The sequence below is a fragment of the Cupriavidus sp. GW821-FHT02F09 genome (genome assembly GCF_059421605.1).
Genome location: NZ_JBWKVH010000028.1, coordinates 16,793 through 36,901, shown reverse-complemented (window position 1 = coordinate 36,901; position 20,109 = coordinate 16,793). Strand labels below are relative to the sequence as shown.

Sequence of the window (20,109 nt, the reverse complement as noted above, 5' to 3'; positions counted from 1 at the left end):
GCCGCAAGCGATAACGCGTTGCGACCTACCTGCAAAGAATCACGGGAATCGTGACGACGTGCCGATGATCAGAACCTCGGCGTATGCTTCGGGGGCGTATAGGGCGTGTTGCCGTCGCCAAGGAAGCGCCGATTCATTGCCTCGGCCACCCGGTTACACAGCGCATCGCCGAGCTTGGCGCGATCCAGCCTGCACTGCCCGCGCAGTTCCTCCAGTCGCTTGGGATTGGCAACCAACGACTCCACCGTCTCTGGCGGTTCTGCGCGGCCGCATGCCGCCAGGATCAGGACGAACAATGCCGACGTGATTTTCTTCATGGTGCAACGTCCTCCTCGACGTCATATTGAGAATCGTGACAGGTTTCGCTACAGGCGCGCGACTCGATGGCGCTTGCCCGTTCGATGAAGCGGGTTAAGGTCACTGACAGTTCCGTATCGCGGCGCAGAAGATAGGTGGTGACTACGGGAACCCGCCCCGCCAGCGGGCGCGCTACCACACCCGCTCCCCTGCTCGCGAGGGCATGCGATGCACCCGTAAGCCCTAAAGCAAGGCCTGCCGACACCAGCGTCATCATTAACTCAAATGACGACACACGGTCCACGACCAGCGGTTCTTGATCTACCCGTCGCAGCAAACGGTCAACCAGCCGAGCATGGCCCTCGCACGCTTGCGGGTCGCAAAGCACCAAGGGATAGCGCAGCAGTTCTTCAAGCGGGATCTGTGGATAGGCAAGCAGTGGATGCCGTAGCGGCAACGCTACCACCAGAGGCTCGCGCCAAAGTGGATGCGCGATGATGCCGTCGCCAACATCGTTGGTTAGGGAGAATCCGACATCGTATAGACCATTGTTCAGACCCTCAATCTGCTTTGACAACGGCACCTCGAATAGTCGGACCTCGACCGCCGGCTCATCCTCCCGCCACAACGCAAGCAACGCCGGTAGACGCGATCGGGCGCTACAGTCTGACAGGACGATGCGCAATTGATCGTGAAAACCGTTTGCGACTGCTCGGACACTGTCGCGCGCACGCCCCACCGCAGCGAAGATGGCCGGTAGGTTCTCCAAGAGCACCTCACCAGCGCGAGTCAGGCGCGTACTACGGGTGGTCCTCTCGAAAAGCAACACCCCCAGGTCTTCTTCCAGCTCTCTGATGGTACGAGATAGCGGCGACTGCTCCATGTGCAATCGTTCTGCCGCTCTCGTGAAATGGAGTTCTTCGGCAACGGCCAGAAAGCAGCGCAAATGGCGCAACTCCGTCCTGAATGACCTGCTAGACATGCGCACTCCCAAGCAAGACACCCCGATGAAAGCGGTTCGCCTGTTGCTGATAGTACCGATTCTTCTGCATGAGACACTCCTAGCAAATGAGCGAAAACTGCTGCCAGATCTGCGTCCTGAATCCAGCGACGCAGTTGCTGATTCTGTCTTCGCCGAGCATGCATTGCGAAGGCGCTCCAAATACACGTTAGATGACGTAAGCCAACAAACGATACAGATGGCAGACCTTATCGACGTTTTCATGCCGATAGCATCAACCCGACCAATAGAGAAACCGATCATCCCCACATGAAATGGCTTCAAGATGAGGCATTAAAAATTCTTATCTCGTGTGAAACAAGTCAAGAATCGACTTGATTTAGATCGAATCGGGATTAAACCTCGCGACCCACTGCGAGATCATCCATCAGTCCGCCGATTTAGAGCCGGCGGTCAGTGCATCCCGCATGTGCGATCGCTGATGGGCGATGCGCGGAGCGCCGCCACGAAAAGGCCGCGTGGAGCCGATCGGCATCGCGATGACGCATCCATGAATCGCTGCTAGGCAGCGAGCCCAAGATCCGCCGCGAGACTGGGCAGTACACGAATTCCAACATGACGATACTCGCCCGCCCACGCCACACGTCCTCAGTTGCCGCTATTCTGGCCGCAGTTCTTGTGGTGCCTGCCACAGTCTTTGCATTCAGCGTTACTGGGGCGCACGGTCGCTCGACGTTCAATGCAGTCAAACATTGGGCGGCAGACATGGATTACGGTGTCATCTGGGAGCCACGAACGATTGGGGGTGTGGTGGATTTCTCTGCGCCCCAACGCTACGTGCACGAGGACTTCCATATTGCGGTCCAGGCACTGGTCAGCGGCGAGGTATATGGACGACGCAACGAGTATTGCATCCCACCTTCCGTATACCAGGCCCAGGCCGTGATTGACGACCAACTGCGACTGGTTTACGTATTCGGACGCCCCACTGGAAAGCGCTGCGTGTTCCCCTATCCATAGCGCTTTCAGAGGGGACGGAATCGCCCACACGTGGTGACTACTCTCCCGCCGGATCGCTCTCATCCCATAGGCGTTCCAGACCAATCCTAAAGACATTCAGACGGAACGGGAATGAATTTCTCTCGAACTCAATCATCAACCGCTCAGTCCATTGGTTAGGAGAGATTGAATCGGGCTTCAGAGGGAATACTTGTCGAAAATAGAGGCGCATTGACCGACAGTTCAGGCTGCGAGCATTCCGCGGAAGGCCGCGTTTCAGACTCCGTCCACTGAGCAGAACCAATGAAGGCTCGATGAAACGAGTGATTCCCACGGTTAGTAGGATGACAAGTATGAACCCAGAACACATTTACGAATTCGATCTCAATGGATATGTCATCATTCCTGCGGCCATCACGCAGCCCCATCTGCTGCGCCTGCAGGAGTACTGGTCAAGGCATCTCATCGCGCATTTTCTGCATGATGTTAACTTCGACTGGGGCGAGGAATGGCGCGCACTGATTGACCTCGAGGCGGTCTATCGCTTCCTCGATATCATTTACCGATCAAGATTCCGCCTCGACCATATGTTCTGCGTCGACGAGCGATTTATCAGTAGTGGTGGTAATCTGCACCATGAGGCTGATATGTTCGATGAGGGGATATATTACTGGGTACGGAATCACCGTATCCACAGCGGGCTTGTCGCGGTCCAATATGCCGTTTCGGATATCAGCGGGACGGAGAATCACTTCTGCTGCATCCCAGGTTCGCATCGCGCTAACTTTCCGGTTCCGGACCGCTACCGGAGCCTCGCAAACAACCCCCTATTGCGGCACGTCTTCCTGCAAGCTGGGGATGCCATGATTTTCTCCGAAGCGCTTGTTCACGGAACCTGCAAGGTAGTCGACTCAGGGCGACGACACTCGGTGTTTGCGCGCTATATGAACAGTCATTCCTATTTCAGGAGGCCTCCCGCGCATCAGGAGATTACGGCGTTGCCGGCCACGCCCAACCATTCCGTCGCAGGCACACAGTTCTTTTCCCCGGATCGCCTTACACCGCGGCAGCGGCAACTGGTTGCTGTGCCCGCCTACGCAAGAAGCCACCCGGCCATACGGAGCTAGCACGAATGGAACCCGTGAGCGCAAAAGCGATTATGTTTGGACCGAGAGGGGTTCTGTTCGTCAAGAATCCGCGCAACGAATTGGAGTTGCCGGGCGGACGTCCCGAGGCGGGAGAAGGGCTCGAGCGTGCACTGGTACGCGAGGTAAAGGAAGAGTGCGGCCTGAATGTCACCTCGACCGTCTATCTCGGCAGCAGATCCTGCGAGATCATTCCGGACAGACGTGTGTTGCTTGTGTTCTTTCTATGCGAATACGCCGGGCAAGCCCTGACGTTGAGTGAAGAACATACGGCCTATGAATGGATAGACATCGCGGCTGAAAAGCCGGCGATTCTCCCGTCTTACTACTGGGATTTCTGCCAAGATTTTGCCTTGTCTCGCAAGAAACATTCGCATGTCGGAGGTCTGTCGTAGGAGGCTGTACCGACGTACCCGCTTCATACTGGTGAGTCAGATCGACAGCGCCTTCAAATCATGTCATCGATCTACGATCCGGCCACGAGGGATTTCTTGGGTCGGTATCTCCCAGATCAGGGACGCGTCTTGGATGTCGGCTCTGGTCACGGACAGATTGCATGCTGGATGGCCAGCAGTAGTCCGCAGTCTACGGTGCTGGGTATCGATAACAACCCGAATCAAGTCGACATGGCTTGGTCTACCGCTCGGCGGCTGGCGTTGACCAATGTCGCTTTTCGCCTCGGGGATGTCACTCAACTCACCAACGTCGTTCAGCCGGAAGGGGCGTTTGACCTCATCACCTGCCGATTCACGCTGCTGCATATCCAAAAACGCGCGAATGCCATCCGGACGTTCCTTAAACAGCTCGCCCCAGGGGGAACCATGGCCATCGAGGAGCCATCGCTGGCAAGTCTGTTCTCAGTGCCGGCGGTATCGGCATTCGCGGAGGCGAATGCCATCATGATGGCCTACGCCTGGAGAAATCGTGTCACCTATGACTGCATCGAGGACCTTTGGGCGATCGTCACCAATCTGGATGTCAATATCAAGGAAGCCAGATTCAGCCAGCCTACTGTCTGGAAGAAGGAACACAAGGAAGTCGTCTACTTGTCCTTCCAACAGTTCCGGCCTCAGCTCGTCGAGCAAGGACTCATTGCAGAGAAACACGCGGAGGCTGTTGCTCAAGCGCTCACCCAGGAATTTATGGATGACGCCGTGATATCCGGCGGGCTACGCACGTTGCAACTAGCCATTTCCATACGAGGAGAAGAACAATGATGCAGGCGACGCTCTCTCAAGTATCACAAGGCATCTATGAGCACATTCCGACCGAGGACGTAGTGGGCTATCTCCTGCGCGAGCGCTCAATGCTAGCTTGGGCGATTGATGGCGCCTCCCCTGTCACCGCTGCGCCATTCAAGACTTACGAAGACGTCACTGATGCCGGATGGTTCGCACGACGGCTCAGCCAGTTGCTGGAGAAGCAATTTCAAGACGTTCCCTTCAGCAAGGCGCAACTGTGCAACAGTCTGCAGGTCCTCCAGGACGAATACCGCCGCGACGGAGGCGAAGCCCAGCCGATTTGGGGCTGGCCTGTTGCCGCCGCCACGTTCGTGGAGATTGACCGAACGAGAGAACCTGTAAGTATGTCCGTCTATCGCTATGCGGATTGCTTCGTGGAAGTCTTGCAAGGTCCGGTTCCTGGCGCGGACCACTCGCCTCGGCCGCCACATTCGCCGCCAAGCTATGATCGCTGGAAGCCGTACTCTGGATTCCGGGGTCACAAGCTAGTGAATCTATGGCAACGTCGGCTCCAACAGCAGAAAGGCGAGCGCAGTACCGCGCTTACCCTGAACCCGGCCAGTGCGATGAACGCTGTGGAGGAGGAACGAAAGATCACGACACCAGCTCATATCGTTCTGGGCAGCGACGGCCTATCTCGCGTTTGGGATACCTACCAATTGATGACCAGTGAGCAGGCCATGCATCTGGTCGCACAACACGGGCTATCTTCGCTCTTGCACGCGCTCAGGAATTTCGAGGCATCGAGCCTCACCGGCGGCGCTGACCTCAAGAGACGGGATGATGCAAGCGGAATTCACATTTTTCTTCCGTAGCACCGTCTTGCCATGCCTCTCGGTTTCTATTTGGCGCTTGCACGCTTCTCGATCCGGGGACTTCGATTTTGCCTCGCTGGCGGCCAAGCTTTCCATTACGGCGACGCGCATAAGGACGTGAAAGCGATTTCTTTAGTGCCCGTTGACTTGCAAGGATGCGCTGATGGACGTGATCCCCATAGCTTTCGCGCATGAAGCGCGGCATGCCGCGCTGTCTCGGCCCGGAACATCCTGAGACAGAGAACTGAGGCGGGGTCCGATAGGGGGCCACCTTCATAAGGTGGCCTGCCCTTCGCGCTCATCTTCTCCTAATGACAATCGCAATGGTGTGGCTTACGCCGATTCCCACGGGGCTCCTCGTGTAGAGACCGCGGGGGCAAAGTACGTTGCCGTCATGCGCATGCGTGTACCGTTGGTGCCCAGCCTAGCGTGACCGCAGCGAGTCGACGCTGACGTTCACCACCGCTGGAAACGCACAGTTCTTCTACATGTCACTCCCCTCCTGGCGATGCGCCGGCGACTCCCCGGTCGTGCGCAGGAGCGATAGCAAAACGGCTCCAGCATGCACGCCAATCGATGCCATAGTTTCCTGCCTAAAGATGCACCAGGCGTCATAGCGCTCCCACAGGACTGGGTGTTCCTTGCGGCGTTCTACTTCGCGTGCATGAAGGCCTTCGGACAGCTGCAATATCCACTCATCTCTAGCCGCCTCGCCGTTCTTCGGCGGGCCGCCCAGTGCTTCTCGCGTTTTTTCGTAGTCTACATCGCCCATGGCTGCCACTTGCGTCGCTTCCGCCTCGCTCCAATCCGGGTATTGCCGATAGTCATGGACCGCATACTCAGTCACTAACGGCAACACGTGTCTTACCATGTCGGCATCGAGTAGCGATACCGCGAGGTGCTCCAATTCTTCGCTCTCACTGGAACTCAGACCAGACCCAGTCGACATGACGGCCTCACGTTGCAGGGCTTCCCAGTCTGACTCCATCACGCTCGCGCCAGCGTGCTGGCGCTGATGCAGCATCTCGATTTTCCTGTTGAGCGTACGCGCAATATCGTTTTGGCGGTACTGCGATATAGCCCATGGGGAAAGGTATAGCAGGTCGTACAGCACCTTGGCTGTCACTGTACCGAGGTTGGCCCGAACAGGCATGGCGTCGACGATCTCAAGTGTCTGCGCGCGCGCCGTCTTCTCATCGTTCTGAGATTGGAGCCAGTACAGCATGTCAAGTAGGTCTCCCAACGCCATTGGTACCCCTACAATCGCTTCGAACTGCGCCTCATCGCCTGCCAGTTGTCTCGATGGTTGGTATGCCTCCTCTTGAGAACAGTCCCTCAGGCGAGCAATGCCAGCTTCCTTGACAGCGACGTCACCGCCGAAGCTATTCCACTTCTCTTCTGGGGCATCGGCCCGGAGCGCGGCATGCCGTGTTTCGAGAGATGTGCGCTGTAGCGCAGGTACCGCCAGTCCAAGCTCCCCCAACCATTTCTCCACCATGAGCTGCAACCGCATTGTCGACGGACCGACGAGGCGGCCGTATTCCTTGCCCGCAGAGTAAAACACCAGCGTCGGGATCGCACGCACGCCAAAGTGCTGCCACCCTCCGGGCGCCTCATCGACATTCAGCTTGAGCACCTTCAATCGTCCCGCATAGTTGGCCGCGAGCGTCTCCAGATGGGGCGCTAGTGCTAGACACGGCGCGCACCACGGTGCCCAGAAGTCCACCAGAACGGGAGTATCACCCTCAATGTCCTGATGGAACGTTGCCTGCGTCGTTTCGAGTATCGTCATGCTTACCTCACTTCGGTTGGTATTGCATCAAATCGATGGAGCGACCTTGCCCAGGAACGCTCACTGATCTTCAGCGCTCTAGCCCCGGACGACCAATGCCGCTGGCCCATCGTTGGGTCACTGCTTTCTTCGCATCCGTAAGCAGAACCCAGCGCACAATTTTGTCTTCGCTCATCACTCATTGCCAGCGTACGCGGGGGACGAGGAAAGATGAAATAGAGCGAGAAGAAGTGCGAAGACGATCAATTGACCGCAATTTTCTCGGCTTTCGCAAAAACTGGTTTAAAAAGGAGAACTGCTTCGACACCAGGACCAGCGCATAAGGCGATTGGATTTCAGATTGAAATCCGAGTTATTCAGACTCAATGGGAATAAACCTGCCGTGGAACTTGCGCGCGATCATTTCTCTCTCCTTGACGCGGCCGACGCCCCATCGCGCTTCTTAGGAGCGATGGCTCTTCATCTCTAGCAGGGAAGGGATGTGAGACCGTCGACATACGGGATGTCTTCGAGGCGATCGGCATCCGCAAACATGGTGAGGCTACCGTCGGCCTATTACTAACTGGTAGCTTTGTCAGGGTCATGCGACACCACAGAGCGATGTGGCCTCATCGTCAGCTCCGCGGACATACAGTTCAACGAACAGCAGATTCTGCGCCACCGCTGCGGGCTGGTCGTTTAAGGATCCAGTCCCGCGAGACGCTGGGCGTGGCCCTTGTCGATCCGCCTGCTGATATATCACTGGCCTGGCTCGTTCTGTCCCTCTGACCAAACGGGGCTGTGCGAGTCTTGCTAGACAACGCGCGGAGCTTCCAGTTCCTCGGAATCTTGACGTAAGACGGCCGCGAGATCTTGGACTGAACCATGGGTGGGATCGCTACAGTGCGATCACCCCACCATTCGCATGGCTGCCCTGCTAACCTATCGATGGCCCCCGTTGCCTCGCTAGCTCCCAGGACACGCTACCTCCGCGCATCGTCACTGAAAGCTGCTGCCCCGCCGCTGTTCGATCACCGGCTTCCACGGCACGAGGCTGAACGTTTTGCCGTCGTCGAGCATGGCGTAGCGCCCGCTCGCGAGCTGCACACTGCGTCGGTAGATGCCCGCCATGCGCTGCCCGTCGGGCACCCGCCGATGCTCCAGACCGGTTTCAGCGGCGATGTCCTGCGCGGCCGTGGCCAACTCCCTGCCACGCAACGTCGCCAGGAGATTGCGCACCAAAATCACACGCTGCCCACGCCGCTCGGCCAGCTGCTGCTCAACCAGGAACTCTGCACGCTGTCTCAGCGCTGCCTTGACCTCCTCGCCGAAGCCTACGTCGCCCAGCCCCTCGCCGCCACCGATCAACTGCTGGTCGAGCCAAGTGGCACCGATCACACGGGCCTGTCGCTCGATGGGCAGGTGCGATCTCAGCTCCACCACCACGCCGCCGCCCAGGCGCTCCGCGTCGTACTGGCGGCCACGCTCGACCAAGTCGCCGGGCACGTGCCAGACGCCTTCTGCCACGCGCTCCACGATGTCGGCGCGGCGCAAGGCTTCGAGCCAGCGCACGTGCGCGGCAACCAGTTCGTGCGGGTCGCGCTCAGCGGTAGCGCGACGCTGGGCGATGACAAGGTGATGGCTAGTGCGGTACACCCCGTCGACCGCGAGTGCAGCGATGGTCCGGTCGGCCGCGCGCACCCCGGCCAAACCGTTCACTTCCACGATGGCGCCGACCGGGTAGCTCTCCAGCTCTGACCGCGGTGGCAATGCGACGTAGTGCGCCTTGCCGTCGATCCCGTCGACAATTAGGTAGGCCTTGTCGTACAACTCATCGGCCAGCCCCTTGTCGGCCACCCGACCGATGATGGTGCGGCCGCCCTCGGCGGGCTGAAACACGGCCAGGTCACGCTGCTTGCCGCTCATGGCGCACTGCATGGTGCGGATAATATCGCCTTGCTCGCCCATCGCCCGCAGCGTTGGCTCGGCCTCGGCATGGATCGCCCACACGCCGGACTGCTGCTCGGTCGCAAGACCCATGCGCTGCAAGCGCTGCAGACGCCCAATCAGCATTTGCCGATGCCGTTGCAGCCGGGGGGCGCCCAGCGTCTCCGGCTGCACCACACCATCCACCGCCTCGCGCTGCAAACGACGGTCCAGCCCTGTCCACCGCTCCTGGTCGACTTCCCGCAGTATGGCGCGCTGGATCTCCAGTTCGGTGCGCGGTCCTAGCCATTCCGTTGCCAGCTCCGATGCGCGCATGCGCATCCCCTCGGCGAGGTAATCCCGGGAGATGATCAGGTCCTTCCCAACGTCGTCCTTGCCGCGTAGGACGATGTGCGTATGCGGGTTGTCGGTGTTCCAGTGATCCACGGCTACCCACTCGAGCCGGGTACCCAAGTCGTCCTCCATGCGCCCCATCAGGTGCCGGGTATAGGTCCGCAAGCCGTCGAGCAGTTCGGCGTCCTCCGGCGACACGATGAATCGGAATTGGTGCCGGTCGCCCTCGCTGCGCTCCTTGAATGCATCGAGGTCCGCGGCGTCGGTTGTCGGGCCATAGGCTCGTCCCGCGCCACCGTGGCGATCGACGCCTTCTCGCTCGATGTAGCGCAGATGCACGGCGGTCGTGCGTGGCCCAGCGTTCGCCAGATTGACCAGGCGTGTCTTGATCGTCACGCGCCGGGCATTGGGGGTCAGCGAGCCACCCGCGAAGCGCGCCGCGACGTGGCCGCGCCCCAACCGGGCGCCCGGCCGTTGGCCGGCCTTGCCGAGCTTAGCGCCAGCCTTGTTGGTCTGGCACAGCACCTTGTTGACGAAGGCGTCGCCGCGCCGTTTTGGCGCGCCAGGCCGTATCTGGAAACGATCGTAGTCGTGTTTCCTCATGCGTCGCTTCCGTCCAAAGCCAGCGTAGCCAGACGGGTGAAGCACGCCGCTTCATCAATGCCGTTACGGCATTGCGCACTTTCACGACACACGGCTACCCCCTGGCGCGTGCCGCGCCACCTCCACGTGCAGACTGCCTCTTGGCGAGCCAGCGTGCCGCGACCTTTTATCTTGCCTTCCGCCTTTGCCCTGCGCTGTCGCACCGGGCGTCGTCGGCCCGGCGGCGCTGCGCTGCTCGCAGCCAGACTGACCGCGAACGCGGCCATGGTCACAGGTCGGCCGTGTTCAACGCAAGAGGCCTGCACGTCGGATCGCCGCGCCGGAGGCGGCGCGACGTGCGGCACGAGTGCGTCCGCGCTACAGGTTGGACGACACGGGGACGACGACCCGCCGGATAGCACGACAAAGCACCGCGAGGCGGCGGACATCATCGATCTGCCTCCTGCCAAACGAGATGCGCGACGCCGATCACGGCGGATGCGGCAATCGGCCCGAAATACCGGCTGTCAAATGACGCCGGATCGGTCGTGCTCAACAGGAACAACTCGCCTGAAGCCAAACGCCGGCACTGCTGCCAGGCTGGCAACGGCCGGCCCATGCGGTCAGCAAACAGCGCGGCGGCCACGGGCACGCCGTCGATACGTACGCTGCGCTCGACAATGCAGACTTGCTGCGGCGCCACCGCACCCACGCGCTTGAGCAGGGGAACGTCCGCCGGCAGGTAGTCACGCTGCGCAGCCAGTGCGGCCGCTTCGCCCGGCAACCGGGCCAGCACAATGCTGCCCACATGCACGGAACCTTGCAGCAAGGTGCCCCGATTGCCGGTCGGATCGACGTGATACCAACCAACCGCGACGCTGTCGGACGGGTTGTAGGTCAGGCGCGGCAGTGGCGACACGAAAGACGCCCAGACCAGCGCAGCGAGGCCGAGAATAGAGAAGCCTGCCAGCACGACGCGAGCGCGCAGGCGCGAGCGAGGATGCGGCGCTGTGCCGGCAGTGGCAGCCGCCGTCATAATAGTGACCCTCCCGCCAACCAGGCGGCGTGCCGCTCGGCGGTATACACCGGCAGCGGCAGGCGCGCGCTGAGCCGATTGCCCAACGTGCGCCAGTACGCAGGCGACACGGCGGCCGGGGCGATGCCCAACGCCTCGATGGCGTCGATCCGTTCCAGTACGGCGCGCACGGCCGATTCGCCCTCGGCGTGCAGCAGCAGTCGGGCCCCGGGCAGCACACCGGGGATCCGCTGCGCTACTTCCAGCGGCGTACAAGCCTGCATCACCATGAGTTGCCAGCGCACCACCGTGCCAAAGTCGTTAGCTTGCCAGCGGATGCGGCAGAACACCGCACCTGGCAAGAACACCGCGACGCGACGCCGGCGGTCGAGGTGGATGGTGTGCGCCGGCTCGCCAAAGCGCAGGTAGATGTCGATGCGCTGCTCAACGTAGGCGAGCGAGACGCGGGTCAGCGGCGCGGTGCGGTCCTTACTGGCGAGCACCGCAAGCCGTGGGAGCGGCGTAGCCGCAGCCGCCGATGGTTGTGTGTTCATTGGGGTGACTCCGGGAATTCGCGTTCCAGCAGCGCGCGCAACAGTTCGGTCACGGTCACGCCTTGCGTGAACGCCGACACTTTGATGCGTGCGCGCATCGCCGGTGTGATATCGAGCGTCAGGCGTGCGGTGTACACGTCGCCCTTCTGGAGGACGTCTGCACCCCCCTGACGAACCCACGCCTCAGCCTGCGGGTTCGCCGGCGGACGCGCGCCGATGGCGATGCGTTTGCCACGGGTGATCGTCATGTCGGCCATAGCAGCAGTTCATCGACCAGCGCGGTGACTTCGCGCGCGGCGGCACTGTCGGGTGCCGTCTCGCGGGCGAGTCGACCCGCGGCCACACTGTCAGCGAACACGATGCGTTGATGCACTTCCGAGCGCAGCGCGGGTAGCGGTTGCTCGGCCAACGCATGGCGTGCTTCGCGGCCGATGACGGTGGCGCTGACGCGGCGGTTGATGACGAAGGCAGCGCGTAGCGCCGGCCGGAAAACCTGCGCCTCACGGATCAACGCGACCATTTCCGCAGACGCCCACAGGTCGTAGGGGCTGGGCTGTACCGGAACCAGCACACGCTCGGCGGCCAATAGTGCCGAGCGCGCCAAGGCGGCGATGCGTGGCGGGCCGTCGATGACGACGTGGTCGCAGCGTCTGGCCAACTCCGGTGCTTCCTGATGCAGCGTTTCACGGGCGAGGCCCACGGCACCGAACAGGCGCGGCAAGCCCTGCTGGCTTCGCCGTTGCGTCCAGTCCAGTGCCGATCCCTGTGGGTCGGCATCGAGCAGAACCACGTGCCGGCCGCGTAGCGCCAACTCGCCAGCGATGTGCGCGGCGAGCGTGGTCTTACCCACGCCGCCCTTCTGGTTAAGTAAGGCGACGATCATGGCCTCATCCCCCATACTGAAAAACTGGCCTTCGCGGCTTTTGCAAAGCGGTGCTTCCCGTGCCGTTCGATCGTTGTCCATCGGCGCGACGCGCTCCTACTACTAGTTAGTCTTTTCAAGTTAGATAAGTTAACGGGGCCGAAAACCCGCGCCGTTATTGGATTTGCGGCCGTTTCGTACTCCTGATAGCACGATAGGCGTACTCCCGATAGCACGATACCCGGTACTCCTGATAGCACGAGGCTGTTCACAAGTTGTCCCTGAGTTATCCCCGTGCCGCGGGAGGCACGGGCCGGAAGGTCAGCAACTCGGTGGCATCGGCCGGCACCCGCTTGATGCCGAGGACGTAGCCAGGCAAGGGTTGCCGCGCCACCAGTGCGCGCAGGTCGTAGGCGAAATCCGAGAAGCGCGCGGCGCTGCCCGATTTCCGGAACAGCTGTCGGAAGTCGAATTGCCAGCCGTCCGGCTGCTTGCCGCCGTGCTTGCGCACCACGCGGTACAGCCACCGCTCGATGCCGCCAGTGAGCCGGAAGTACGCCGGGTCGATGGTCAGCACCAGGGCAGCGTCGACCACGCCGGCATAGAACCAGTCCGGCAGGATCAGCTCGATGCCCAGCGGCGTGCCGCGGGCATCGGCCAGTTCCTTCCACTCGTTGATCCACGAAAAGCGATGCAGGCGCCGCCCGCTCGTCTCGCGAATCGAGGTTGCCACGGTGGTCGATTGGAGCCGGTCGAACGCGGCTTTGAGGCGCTGGTAATCGCGCAGCGACACCCCGCGCCCGGTGAATCGAAGGATCTCGTACGGCGTGGCGCGCATCAGCCGCGATGGGCGAAGCCCCGCGTCGCGCGCCTCTACGATCTGACTGGCCGCCCAGATCAATACGTCGGCATCCCAGATCGTGGCGATGCCATGTTCCTGCGTGCCCTCCACGCGGATGACGATGTTCCCGCTGCGGAAGTCGATTGGCACCGTACGCCGCGACTTCGCCAACGAGAAGAACGGGTACGCCATCAAGTCCTGCGCGTCGCGCGGCGCCATCTCGCCCGGCAAGGCGCGGAAGAGGTCGAGCTGTTCCCGCTCCGGCGATCGGCTGGACATGGCAAAGGCCACCGGCGAACCAGCGATCAGCGCGCACGGCCGTCCGCCGCATGACGTTCGGCGTATTCGGGATCGGAGGTGGCCTCGTAACTGCGCTGGTCGGCCCAGGTATCGAGATCGGCCACGGCGTACATGACGCGCCGGCCGAACTTCCGGAACTTCGGCCCCCCGCCGATCACGCGTTGCTTCTCGAGCGTGCGCGGCGACAACCGCAGGTAGTCGGCGGCTTCGTCGTTGGTCAGGTAGCGTTGGGGTTGCGGCGTCGTAGCGACGGCAGCGGCTGCAGGCCGCAAGGGAGCGGGACGCATCGGATGATCCTCCATCAATTCAGATCGTCGGCCGCACAACGCGACCGAATGGAGACCAGTCTGAGGAGAGAGATGCGGAGCGCAGAGGGTCGTTTTGCAGCGAAGGTAAGATGACCCTATGGAGGTCACTCGAGCTGCACCAGGCGACGGTAACCGCCGTGCATCAACGATCGGCCGCGGCGTACCAGGCGGCGCACGCTCGAACGCAGGCCGCTGTCGGCGTGCCAATCACTTGCCACAGCATCGGCACCGAACAGCCCCTTCCCGACCTCGCGCAGGGACGCGCCTGCCTGGGTCGCGTCGAGCGCTTGCAAGGTGCGCATTTCCTGCAATGCGGAGGGTGCCGGCCGGGGCCGGGCAGTGACAGTCGGGGAAGCTTCGGCAACCTCCGCCAACTTGTCCCACTCGGCCACGTGCGTGCGGTTGCGCGCGCTGAGCGCGGCGCCGGCGCGGACGGCATAGAGATAGGCCATGCCATCCTCCAGGCCTGGCGTCAACGCCAGCCGTACGCAGTTGCCGGGCCAGCGAGCCGTCAGTATTAGGCGTTTGCCGTCGTGAACCAGATGCTTCTGGCCGGGAATGCGCCAAAATGCGAAGGCGCTGGGGTTAGGCGGTGGGTCGGCATCCGGGTAGAGTTGAAGCACCGCGTCATGGTCAGGGAACCAGGCTGGATGCGCATCGCGCGCATCCAGAGACGGATCTTCCAACAGGCGCAGGCCCCAGCGATGTGCGGTCTCCGGTCGATGCCGACGGCGCAGCCAATCGCGCCGGTAGTCGGGATGGCGGCGCAGGTACTCCCAAGCCAACGCGGGCCCGTCCAGGTGCAGGACGTAGAGATACGCTGCGGTCGGATACCAAGAATCAGCGCTTCGATCGGCCATGACACAACCTTCTGTCGAACAGGAATGTCGCCGTGGACATCGAGCGCAAGAACTAATGCATCACGGCATCATTGACTGCGAAGCCTTGCCCAGATCGTCCGAATGCGACCGCCACGCAGTGCGGGAATCGCGCGCGGCACAAAACACCCTGCCGCGAGCCGCGCAGGGCATCATGTCTCTTTGGATCAAGGCCACACCGTCTTGGCGCAAGAATCTCGATCTAGACCGCCGTCGCCTTGATTCAGACTGAGATAGTTACAATGCGCCGCATGGCTTCCGTCTGGAAGGGCCGCCGTATTGACGACCATGAATTGGGGCTACGAGGCAAGATCAGCCGTGGGGGAACCAGCGAGGTGCGCAGTGCGCGGCCCTTTCTTCATCATGAGCCATGCCTACGGCGATTCGGCAGAGGCGGCTGAGAGCGGCCCCGGCAAGCATGAGCTTGATATTGCGTACTACAGGCGAATGCCGCCAGACGTTGGCGTGGCGAATAGCGCGGGTTCCTTGCCGAGCGGAAACCCGATCACGTACAGGACGTTTGCTGGCATTGGCGTGCCGTCGGGGTCGGATCCCCACTTCACCAGCACGTTGCGCTCGGCATAGCAGAGCGAAACGCCAAGCGTCTTGAGCATATCAATGTAGCTTGCATCGCATTGTAACCTCACACTTCTGGGTTTCGGTGTAGACATCGGCGCGATTCCGATAGTCCCAGACATATTCCATCAGCGCAGTGAAGCTCTCGTCCGCTTCGCGGCCCATCTCGAAAGACAGTTCTGACATGTCCATCGTCGATGATCTGCGCCAGCTTGGCCAACGGCTTACCTGTGGTCAGCAGAATCGCCGCGAACGTGACGTGCTCCTGGTCGAACTGTTCCTGCACAGCCTTGAGTTCATCTTCGGATGGGATGCCCACCTCGGCCGTGAGCCTGATGCGACTGCAGTTCGAGGCCCTGACCCGGGCGATGTGGCTGCTCTACACAGCCAGCGACATGGCGATTAACAAGCTGCGGCAGTGTCCAGTTTGCGCTGGAATCGCCGTCCAGATTGCCGTGGAATCAATGTCCAGTTTGCCGTGGAATGGGTGTCCAGTTTGGCGCGGAATACGCATTCACGCCATAGTCACGACAATCGACGCGCCGCATGGTATAGAGCAGGAATACTGCAAAACCCCAGACGGGAATAAACTCGAAGCGGCGCTCCGTGAGTGAGTCGTAACTCCGCGCGCAGGCTGATTGCTGCATGAGCAGACCGGCTTCGAACCCTTGCGCGGCCGAACGTCGATCTCGATGGACTGGGTTGCCTCGCACAGCCGCGCACCTTCATATACAAAGCCGGGAAAATGATGACAGGCGTTAAGCAAACGAGTCAGCAACATGGTTAGCAAGCTCAAAACCGGCGAGGGCAAAGCTGCCATTGTCACCGAACAGCAAACGCTCACCCAGTACATTCCAGACCTGCATAACTGGCCGGCTTCGTGGCGAGTCGATGACGAAGATATCTCGACTGGAGAGGAAATCGTAGCAATACTCACGCCATTCCTTGAGTATCTCCCAACCTTGGGATACGAACGCAAGACATTGCTTCGGCACCGCGATCACATCTGGATGCTCGGCGGCGAAATGATCCGACGACGCCATGAAGATCCGGATCTCCTTACCCTCCCTGTTGCAACCCTCCTGGACAAGCTCATCGAGGAGGACGGCGGCCCTCTCATCTGGCCAGCCATCTCCGAGACCGAACAAAATTCCTTTGATGCAACCTGTCGCAAGCTTTATCAGTACCTGAATCGGGATTCACTCGGCTAGCCGCGCATCCTCTTTCACCCACAGTTTCCGCCGACGAGCCAGGAATTAGGACTCTGGTGTAATATTTAGATCACGTGCAGTATCACTCATCCATGCCACCTCCTCCGCTACGAGCGTGCGGAAAGCCTGCACTGATTTACTGGTCGTCGCGGTAATGCCAAGCTGCAGAAGTCGGTCCCTGACAGATGGTTCCATGGCCGCTTTGCGGATTTCGTCGAAGAGTCGCTCGACAATGGGTTCCGGCGTACCCGCACGCACGGCATATCCCCCCCAGAACTGCAGGGGCGGGACATTCACGCCAGCTTCCGCAATCGTCGGGACATCTAGCATCTCAGCGATGCGCTTCGCGTCTACGACGGCAAGTACCCGCAGTTGGCCCTTCGGGGCGAAAGTGAACGCAAAACTTGCCGCGGTCAGAACGAAATCCACCTCACCGCCGATCACCCCCTTGATCATCTCCGGCCCCGATTTGTACGGAATGTTCTTGGCGACGAATCCACCTGCCCGCCCAATTTGAACAGCCTTCAAATGCTCAGTGCTGCCCACTCCTGGGGAGGCATAGCTGAGCCCACCAGGATTCGCCTTGGCAAAGCGGAACATGTCGGCTGCATTTTTGAAGCGGGAATTCCCTGGGACTAGCAGAACCATCGGCATGGTCGTGGTTTGCGTCACCGGGATTAATTGACGGTTGAGGTCGAACCGCTTGTGCACGGCCTGAACAGACGCCACGCTGTTGTAAACGTAGATGAGGGTGTGACCGTCCGCCGGTGATTGCAGCACCGACTGCATGCCAATCACAAAGAGCCCCCCTGGGCGGTTGTCGACGATAACAGGTTGCTTCAGCGACTTCTCCAGTTCTACAGCCAGCGGTCGACTGCTTGCATCGGCAGCTCCGCCCGCCGCAACGGGCAGCACCATACGCAGCGGCCCTTTCGGAAATGTTGAACTCCACGAATATCCAGGCAAGGCGGCACCTGCGACCAGGGCGGTCGCCCTCTTTAACATTCTCCTGCGCTCGTTGTTGAGGTGATTCATCCGTTGTCTCCTGATTATTGTCTTGAACAAGTGTGAGTCAGGCTCGTCCGAGCGGGAACGGTGAGCGATCGTCCGCCATCATGAGCTCACGGGCCAGCGTTTCGCACATACGTGCCCGGATGCCCGTATAGTCGGGATCGTCAGCGAGGTTGACCAGCTCATGAGGATCGTTCTCTAAATCGTATAGCTCGATCCAGCCCGGTTGATCGTAGATTGTGAGTCGATGGGTCGCCGTTACCACGGTCCGCGCCCGTACCGGGACTTGCAGGCCAAATGTCGGCGCGTGCCCATCTTCCTCGATCAGGACAGCGGTCCTTGTCTGAGCACTTTTGTCTTCGATCACGGGGGTAAGATCGTGACCCTGGATCCCGTAGTAAGGCGCGATTCCTGCCCGCGACAGCACCGTCGTGGAGATATCGACGGTACTGGCGAGTGCCGGCGACGGGACGCCGCGCCCGGCGATACCGACGATTTCGGGCTCTGCCCAGATGAAGGGGACCCGAATCAAGCTCTGGTAATGGAGCGCGGACTTCAGCAGTAGTCCGCGGTCGCCCATGAAATCGCCGTGGTCGCTGGTAAAAATCACGATAGTGTTCTTGTCCAGGCCGAGCGCTGCGAGTTTGGCAAGAACCCGCCCCACAACGTCGTCGATCATGGAGATCATCCCATACGTGAGAGCGAGGGCCTCCTTCGCTTCACGCTCGGTGGCGGCAAAGCCCACGGTGGAACTGATTCTCCCCCGCCCCTCTGCCCGTTCGCGGTGCAACGCTGCGACCGGTGCGAACGCTCCCCCGCTATCCAGGTAAAAGGACTTCGGCAAAACAATGTCATCCGGGTTGTACATATCCCAGTACTTTCCCGGCGGCGTGAATGGATGGTGAGGATCGGCGAATGAGCAGTGCAGGAAAAACGGCTGATTGCGCTCGCTAGCTTGGCAAAGGAAGTCCTCGGCACGGTCGCCCACCCACGCGCTGGGATATTGATGCTCCGGTACGCGGGTGCGCCATGCCTGCGGCGCGGTGTAGCGACGATCGGGGTATGCGTTCCCCGCGCCCCTGATCTGGTTGATATCGCCAACTTGCGACTGCAACCAACGCGCATAGTCGCCCTCGACCAAATCCCCATGCATCGTCGCCAGGTCGACCTGCTCAAAACCATAATATGGCGTGCGCACGCGGTGCGACGGATCCTCTCGCCACTTTCTCAGCAGCTCCATGTCGTAGGGACCATCGGACCATCGGTCCTTTACGGCATCCGATAACTGAAGGGGGGGTGGTTGCTTACCGTCAGGGAGAGGATCTCGGGGCGCTTCCGGAGGCAGGTCCGTCATGTTCTGCAGGTGGCACTTTCCCACGAGCCCGGTGAAGTAGCCTGACTCTCGTAGTACCTCCACGAACGTTGTCGCATTCCGGGCCAGTGGGATGCCGTTGCAGCGCGTCCCGTGCAGAGAAGGCATGCGCCCCGTGATGAGTGATGCGCGGTTGGCCATGCACACGCCAGTCGCCACGTAAAAGCGGTCGAACCGTCGTCCTCGATCAGCCAGCCCGTCGATATGAGGTGTGCGGACTTGGCCGTTGCCGTAGCAGCCCACGTGATCGGCACGGTGCTGATCGGTGGTGATGAGCAGAAAGTTTGGGTGCATCATGATGACTTCAACGGAACAGCAAACCACCGGTGACGTGCAACGTCTGTCCAGTCATCCATTGGCTGTCATCGCTCATTAAGAAAGCCGCCACGCCGACCATATCTCCGGTGTCTGCCAGGCGCTTCAGCGCCTGGCCACTCATGATTCCGTCCAACTGCGCCTGAGTGAAGGTTTCGCGCGGGACCTCAGTCGTGGTGAATCCCGGTGATAGCGTATTAACTCGGATGTTGTCGGCACCGAGTTCCCGCGCCATGGCGTGGGTCATCCCATAAACCGCCGATTTGCTGACGACGTAATGGAGATACCCGGTCTTACCCATCCAAACAGCATCCGATCCGATATTGACCACGCTGGCCTGCCCAGCGGCGCGAAAAGCCGGAAGCAATGCGCTCACAACAAGCCAGGGACCCCGGACGTTCACTGCCATGACCCGGTCCCACTGTGCCGGGTCGATGTCCCAGAAGGACGACAGCTTGATGGTCGAGAAAATTGCCGCGTTGTTGATGAGGCCATGAATGCGCGGATGAGACTCCTGCAGAGATTCGGCGAAGCGCCGGGTGGACACGGGATCAGCCACATCGACCGCATGGCCCTCCGTATCCAGACCGAGCTGCGTCAGCTCGGAGGCGGCCCTGGCTACAGCGTCGGCCTGGATGTCGGCGAGGATTACCTTCGCCCCCTCCTCAGCCAGCCGCTTTGCATAGGCCTTACCGATGCCTTGCCCGGCTCCGGTGACAACCAGTGTTCGTCCCGCCAATCGGCCGTTATTCGTTGCGTCGTTCATTCTCGTCTC

General features: G+C 60.8%; 23 protein-coding genes and 2 pseudogenes. 9 read left to right on the top strand and 16 right to left on the bottom strand.

Annotated features, from left to right (window positions below):
• Window positions 1–68: 68 nt before the first annotated feature.
• Complete coding sequence (locus AC07XB_RS26035) at window positions 69–317, bottom strand: EexN family lipoprotein (RefSeq protein WP_492830932.1); 249 nt, start codon at window positions 315–317, stop codon at window positions 69–71.
• Window positions 314–1,279 (bottom strand): LysR family transcriptional regulator, encoded by a 966-nt coding sequence (locus tag AC07XB_RS26030; protein WP_492830933.1) that lies wholly within the window; start codon window positions 1,277–1,279, stop codon window positions 314–316. Before AC07XB_RS26030 ends, AC07XB_RS26035 begins: the two co-directional genes overlap by 4 nt.
• On the opposite strand from AC07XB_RS26030, the gene AC07XB_RS26025 reads away from it, so the two are divergent.
• The 6 genes from AC07XB_RS26025 to AC07XB_RS26000 all read left to right on the top strand — a co-directional run bounded on the left by AC07XB_RS26025 (window position 1,278) and on the right by AC07XB_RS26000 (window position 5,458).
• Window positions 1,278–1,571: a hypothetical protein gene (locus AC07XB_RS26025; protein ID WP_492830934.1), complete on the top strand. Its 294-nt coding sequence runs from the start codon at window positions 1,278–1,280 to the stop codon at window positions 1,569–1,571. The two genes, AC07XB_RS26030 and AC07XB_RS26025, sit on opposite strands and share 2 nt — an antisense overlap.
• A 302-nt stretch (window positions 1,572–1,873) precedes the next feature.
• The gene (locus AC07XB_RS26020) at window positions 1,874–2,278 is read left to right on the top strand and encodes a hypothetical protein (RefSeq protein ID WP_492830935.1); all 405 of its coding nucleotides are present in this window, start codon (window positions 1,874–1,876) and stop codon (window positions 2,276–2,278) included.
• Window positions 2,279–2,610: 332 nt separating this feature from the next.
• Window positions 2,611–3,384, top strand: a complete 774-nt coding sequence (locus tag AC07XB_RS26015; protein WP_492830936.1) for a phytanoyl-CoA dioxygenase family protein — start codon at window positions 2,611–2,613, stop codon at window positions 3,382–3,384.
• 5 nt (window positions 3,385–3,389) lie between these two features.
• A complete protein-coding gene (locus AC07XB_RS26010; RefSeq protein ID WP_492830937.1) occupies window positions 3,390–3,797 on the top strand; it encodes an NUDIX hydrolase in 408 nt (135 codons plus the stop codon).
• Between the two features lie 60 nt (window positions 3,798–3,857).
• On the top strand, window positions 3,858–4,619 hold the full coding sequence (locus AC07XB_RS26005) for a class I SAM-dependent methyltransferase (protein WP_492830938.1): 762 nt from the start codon (window positions 3,858–3,860) through the stop codon (window positions 4,617–4,619).
• Window positions 4,616–5,458, top strand: coding sequence for a hypothetical protein (locus tag AC07XB_RS26000; RefSeq protein ID WP_492830939.1), 843 nt, complete (start codon window positions 4,616–4,618; stop codon window positions 5,456–5,458). Before AC07XB_RS26005 ends, AC07XB_RS26000 begins: the two co-directional genes overlap by 4 nt.
• Window positions 5,459–5,942: 484 nt before the next feature.
• On the opposite strand, the gene AC07XB_RS25995 is transcribed toward AC07XB_RS26000, so the two are convergent.
• The 10 genes and pseudogenes from AC07XB_RS25995 to AC07XB_RS25950 form a co-directional block, all read right to left on the bottom strand.
• Window positions 5,943–7,250 (bottom strand): thioredoxin family protein, encoded by a 1,308-nt coding sequence (locus tag AC07XB_RS25995; protein ID WP_492830940.1) that lies wholly within the window; start codon window positions 7,248–7,250, stop codon window positions 5,943–5,945.
• 916 nt (window positions 7,251–8,166) lie between these two features.
• Window positions 8,167–10,112, bottom strand: a pseudogene (locus AC07XB_RS25990) (DUF3363 domain-containing protein).
• 427 nt (window positions 10,113–10,539) lie between these two features.
• On the bottom strand, window positions 10,540–11,127 hold the full coding sequence (locus AC07XB_RS25985) for a S26 family signal peptidase (RefSeq protein ID WP_492830941.1): 588 nt from the start codon (window positions 11,125–11,127) through the stop codon (window positions 10,540–10,542).
• Window positions 11,124–11,660, bottom strand: a complete 537-nt coding sequence (locus tag AC07XB_RS25980) for a DUF2840 domain-containing protein (RefSeq protein ID WP_492830942.1) — start codon at window positions 11,658–11,660, stop codon at window positions 11,124–11,126. The genes AC07XB_RS25985 and AC07XB_RS25980 overlap by 4 nt, the downstream gene beginning before the upstream one ends.
• The gene (locus AC07XB_RS25975) at window positions 11,657–11,917 is read right to left on the bottom strand and encodes a chromosome partitioning protein ParB (protein ID WP_492830943.1); all 261 of its coding nucleotides are present in this window, start codon (window positions 11,915–11,917) and stop codon (window positions 11,657–11,659) included. Before AC07XB_RS25975 ends, AC07XB_RS25980 begins: the two co-directional genes overlap by 4 nt.
• Window positions 11,905–12,543 carry a ParA family partition ATPase gene (gene parA / locus AC07XB_RS25970; protein WP_492830949.1) on the bottom strand — a complete coding sequence of 213 codons (639 nt, stop codon included), beginning with the start codon at window positions 12,541–12,543 and terminating at the stop codon, window positions 11,905–11,907. Before parA ends, AC07XB_RS25975 begins: the two co-directional genes overlap by 13 nt.
• Before the next feature lie 265 nt (window positions 12,544–12,808).
• Window positions 12,809–13,642 carry a replication initiator protein A gene (locus tag AC07XB_RS25965; RefSeq protein WP_492830944.1) on the bottom strand — a complete coding sequence of 278 codons (834 nt, stop codon included), beginning with the start codon at window positions 13,640–13,642 and terminating at the stop codon, window positions 12,809–12,811.
• A gap of 26 nt (window positions 13,643–13,668) precedes the next feature.
• On the bottom strand, window positions 13,669–13,950 hold the full coding sequence (locus AC07XB_RS25960; RefSeq protein ID WP_492830950.1) for a helix-turn-helix transcriptional regulator: 282 nt from the start codon (window positions 13,948–13,950) through the stop codon (window positions 13,669–13,671).
• A gap of 125 nt (window positions 13,951–14,075) precedes the next feature.
• A complete protein-coding gene (locus AC07XB_RS25955; RefSeq protein ID WP_493688118.1) occupies window positions 14,076–14,831 on the bottom strand; it encodes a DUF2285 domain-containing protein in 756 nt (251 codons plus the stop codon).
• Window positions 14,832–15,286: 455 nt separating this feature from the next.
• On the bottom strand, window positions 15,287–15,463 hold the full coding sequence (locus AC07XB_RS25950; protein ID WP_492832902.1) for a hypothetical protein: 177 nt from the start codon (window positions 15,461–15,463) through the stop codon (window positions 15,287–15,289).
• A 146-nt stretch (window positions 15,464–15,609) separates the two neighbouring features.
• Here AC07XB_RS25950 and AC07XB_RS25945 point away from each other — a divergent pair, with 146 nt between their 5' ends.
• Together AC07XB_RS25945 and AC07XB_RS25940 are read left to right on the top strand one after the other, a co-directional pair.
• Complete coding sequence (locus AC07XB_RS25945) at window positions 15,610–15,831, top strand: hypothetical protein (protein WP_492832908.1); 222 nt, start codon at window positions 15,610–15,612, stop codon at window positions 15,829–15,831.
• Window positions 15,737–16,039, top strand: a complete 303-nt coding sequence (locus AC07XB_RS25940) for a DUF6988 family protein (RefSeq protein ID WP_492832906.1) — start codon at window positions 15,737–15,739, stop codon at window positions 16,037–16,039. The genes AC07XB_RS25945 and AC07XB_RS25940 overlap by 95 nt, the downstream gene beginning before the upstream one ends.
• Here the strand turns inward: AC07XB_RS25940 and AC07XB_RS25935 are convergent.
• Window positions 15,923–16,206 (bottom strand): annotated as a pseudogene (locus AC07XB_RS25935) (ISL3 family transposase); the annotation flags it as partial. The gene AC07XB_RS25940 and the pseudogene AC07XB_RS25935 overlap by 117 nt on opposite strands.
• Here AC07XB_RS25935 and AC07XB_RS25930 point away from each other — a divergent pair.
• Window positions 16,205–16,636: a hypothetical protein gene (locus tag AC07XB_RS25930; RefSeq protein WP_492832900.1), complete on the top strand. Its 432-nt coding sequence runs from the start codon at window positions 16,205–16,207 to the stop codon at window positions 16,634–16,636. The pseudogene AC07XB_RS25935 and the gene AC07XB_RS25930 overlap by 2 nt on opposite strands.
• Window positions 16,637–16,681: 45 nt before the next feature.
• On the opposite strand, the gene AC07XB_RS25925 is transcribed toward AC07XB_RS25930, so the two are convergent.
• Genes AC07XB_RS25925 through AC07XB_RS25915 form a run of 3 tightly spaced genes read right to left on the bottom strand, consistent with a single transcriptional unit; the run spans window position 16,682 to window position 20,100 of the window.
• Window positions 16,682–17,671: a Bug family tripartite tricarboxylate transporter substrate binding protein gene (locus tag AC07XB_RS25925; protein ID WP_492832898.1), complete on the bottom strand. Its 990-nt coding sequence runs from the start codon at window positions 17,669–17,671 to the stop codon at window positions 16,682–16,684.
• Window positions 17,672–17,708: 37 nt separating this feature from the next.
• Window positions 17,709–19,316, bottom strand: a complete 1,608-nt coding sequence (locus tag AC07XB_RS25920; RefSeq protein WP_492832896.1) for a sulfatase family protein — start codon at window positions 19,314–19,316, stop codon at window positions 17,709–17,711.
• A 7-nt stretch (window positions 19,317–19,323) separates the two neighbouring features.
• Window positions 19,324–20,100 (bottom strand): SDR family NAD(P)-dependent oxidoreductase, encoded by a 777-nt coding sequence (locus tag AC07XB_RS25915; protein ID WP_492832894.1) that lies wholly within the window; start codon window positions 20,098–20,100, stop codon window positions 19,324–19,326.
• Window positions 20,101–20,109 lie beyond the last annotated feature (9 nt).

Bases quoted from the DNA above. Each gene is read 5' to 3' on its own strand.
- AC07XB_RS26035 (WP_492830932.1), bottom strand. From the start codon at position 317: ATGAAGAAAATCACGTCGGCATTGTTCGTCCTGATCCTGGCGGCATGC.
- AC07XB_RS26025 (WP_492830934.1), top strand. From the start codon at position 1,278: ATGCGCACTCCCAAGCAAGACACCCCGATGAAAGCGGTTCGCCTGTTG.
- AC07XB_RS26030 (WP_492830933.1), bottom strand. From the start codon at position 1,279: ATGTCTAGCAGGTCATTCAGGACGGAGTTGCGCCATTTGCGCTGCTTT.
- AC07XB_RS26020 (WP_492830935.1), top strand. From the start codon at position 1,874: ATGACGATACTCGCCCGCCCACGCCACACGTCCTCAGTTGCCGCTATT.
- AC07XB_RS26015 (WP_492830936.1), top strand. From the start codon at position 2,611: ATGAACCCAGAACACATTTACGAATTCGATCTCAATGGATATGTCATC.
- AC07XB_RS26010 (WP_492830937.1), top strand. From the start codon at position 3,390: ATGGAACCCGTGAGCGCAAAAGCGATTATGTTTGGACCGAGAGGGGTT.
- AC07XB_RS26005 (WP_492830938.1), top strand. From the start codon at position 3,858: ATGTCATCGATCTACGATCCGGCCACGAGGGATTTCTTGGGTCGGTAT.
- AC07XB_RS26000 (WP_492830939.1), top strand. From the start codon at position 4,616: ATGATGCAGGCGACGCTCTCTCAAGTATCACAAGGCATCTATGAGCAC.
- AC07XB_RS25995 (WP_492830940.1), bottom strand. From the start codon at position 7,250: ATGACGATACTCGAAACGACGCAGGCAACGTTCCATCAGGACATTGAG.
- AC07XB_RS25985 (WP_492830941.1), bottom strand. From the start codon at position 11,127: ATGACGGCGGCTGCCACTGCCGGCACAGCGCCGCATCCTCGCTCGCGC.
- AC07XB_RS25980 (WP_492830942.1), bottom strand. From the start codon at position 11,660: ATGAACACACAACCATCGGCGGCTGCGGCTACGCCGCTCCCACGGCTT.
- AC07XB_RS25975 (WP_492830943.1), bottom strand. From the start codon at position 11,917: ATGGCCGACATGACGATCACCCGTGGCAAACGCATCGCCATCGGCGCG.
- parA (WP_492830949.1), bottom strand. From the start codon at position 12,543: ATGATCGTCGCCTTACTTAACCAGAAGGGCGGCGTGGGTAAGACCACG.
- AC07XB_RS25965 (WP_492830944.1), bottom strand. From the start codon at position 13,642: ATGTCCAGCCGATCGCCGGAGCGGGAACAGCTCGACCTCTTCCGCGCC.
- AC07XB_RS25960 (WP_492830950.1), bottom strand. From the start codon at position 13,950: ATGCGTCCCGCTCCCTTGCGGCCTGCAGCCGCTGCCGTCGCTACGACG.
- AC07XB_RS25955 (WP_493688118.1), bottom strand. From the start codon at position 14,831: ATGGCCGATCGAAGCGCTGATTCTTGGTATCCGACCGCAGCGTATCTC.
- AC07XB_RS25950 (WP_492832902.1), bottom strand. From the start codon at position 15,463: ATGCTCAAGACGCTTGGCGTTTCGCTCTGCTATGCCGAGCGCAACGTG.
- AC07XB_RS25945 (WP_492832908.1), top strand. From the start codon at position 15,610: ATGTCCATCGTCGATGATCTGCGCCAGCTTGGCCAACGGCTTACCTGT.
- AC07XB_RS25940 (WP_492832906.1), top strand. From the start codon at position 15,737: ATGCCCACCTCGGCCGTGAGCCTGATGCGACTGCAGTTCGAGGCCCTG.
- AC07XB_RS25930 (WP_492832900.1), top strand. From the start codon at position 16,205: ATGGTTAGCAAGCTCAAAACCGGCGAGGGCAAAGCTGCCATTGTCACC.
- AC07XB_RS25925 (WP_492832898.1), bottom strand. From the start codon at position 17,671: ATGAATCACCTCAACAACGAGCGCAGGAGAATGTTAAAGAGGGCGACC.
- AC07XB_RS25920 (WP_492832896.1), bottom strand. From the start codon at position 19,316: ATGATGCACCCAAACTTTCTGCTCATCACCACCGATCAGCACCGTGCC.
- AC07XB_RS25915 (WP_492832894.1), bottom strand. From the start codon at position 20,100: ATGAACGACGCAACGAATAACGGCCGATTGGCGGGACGAACACTGGTT.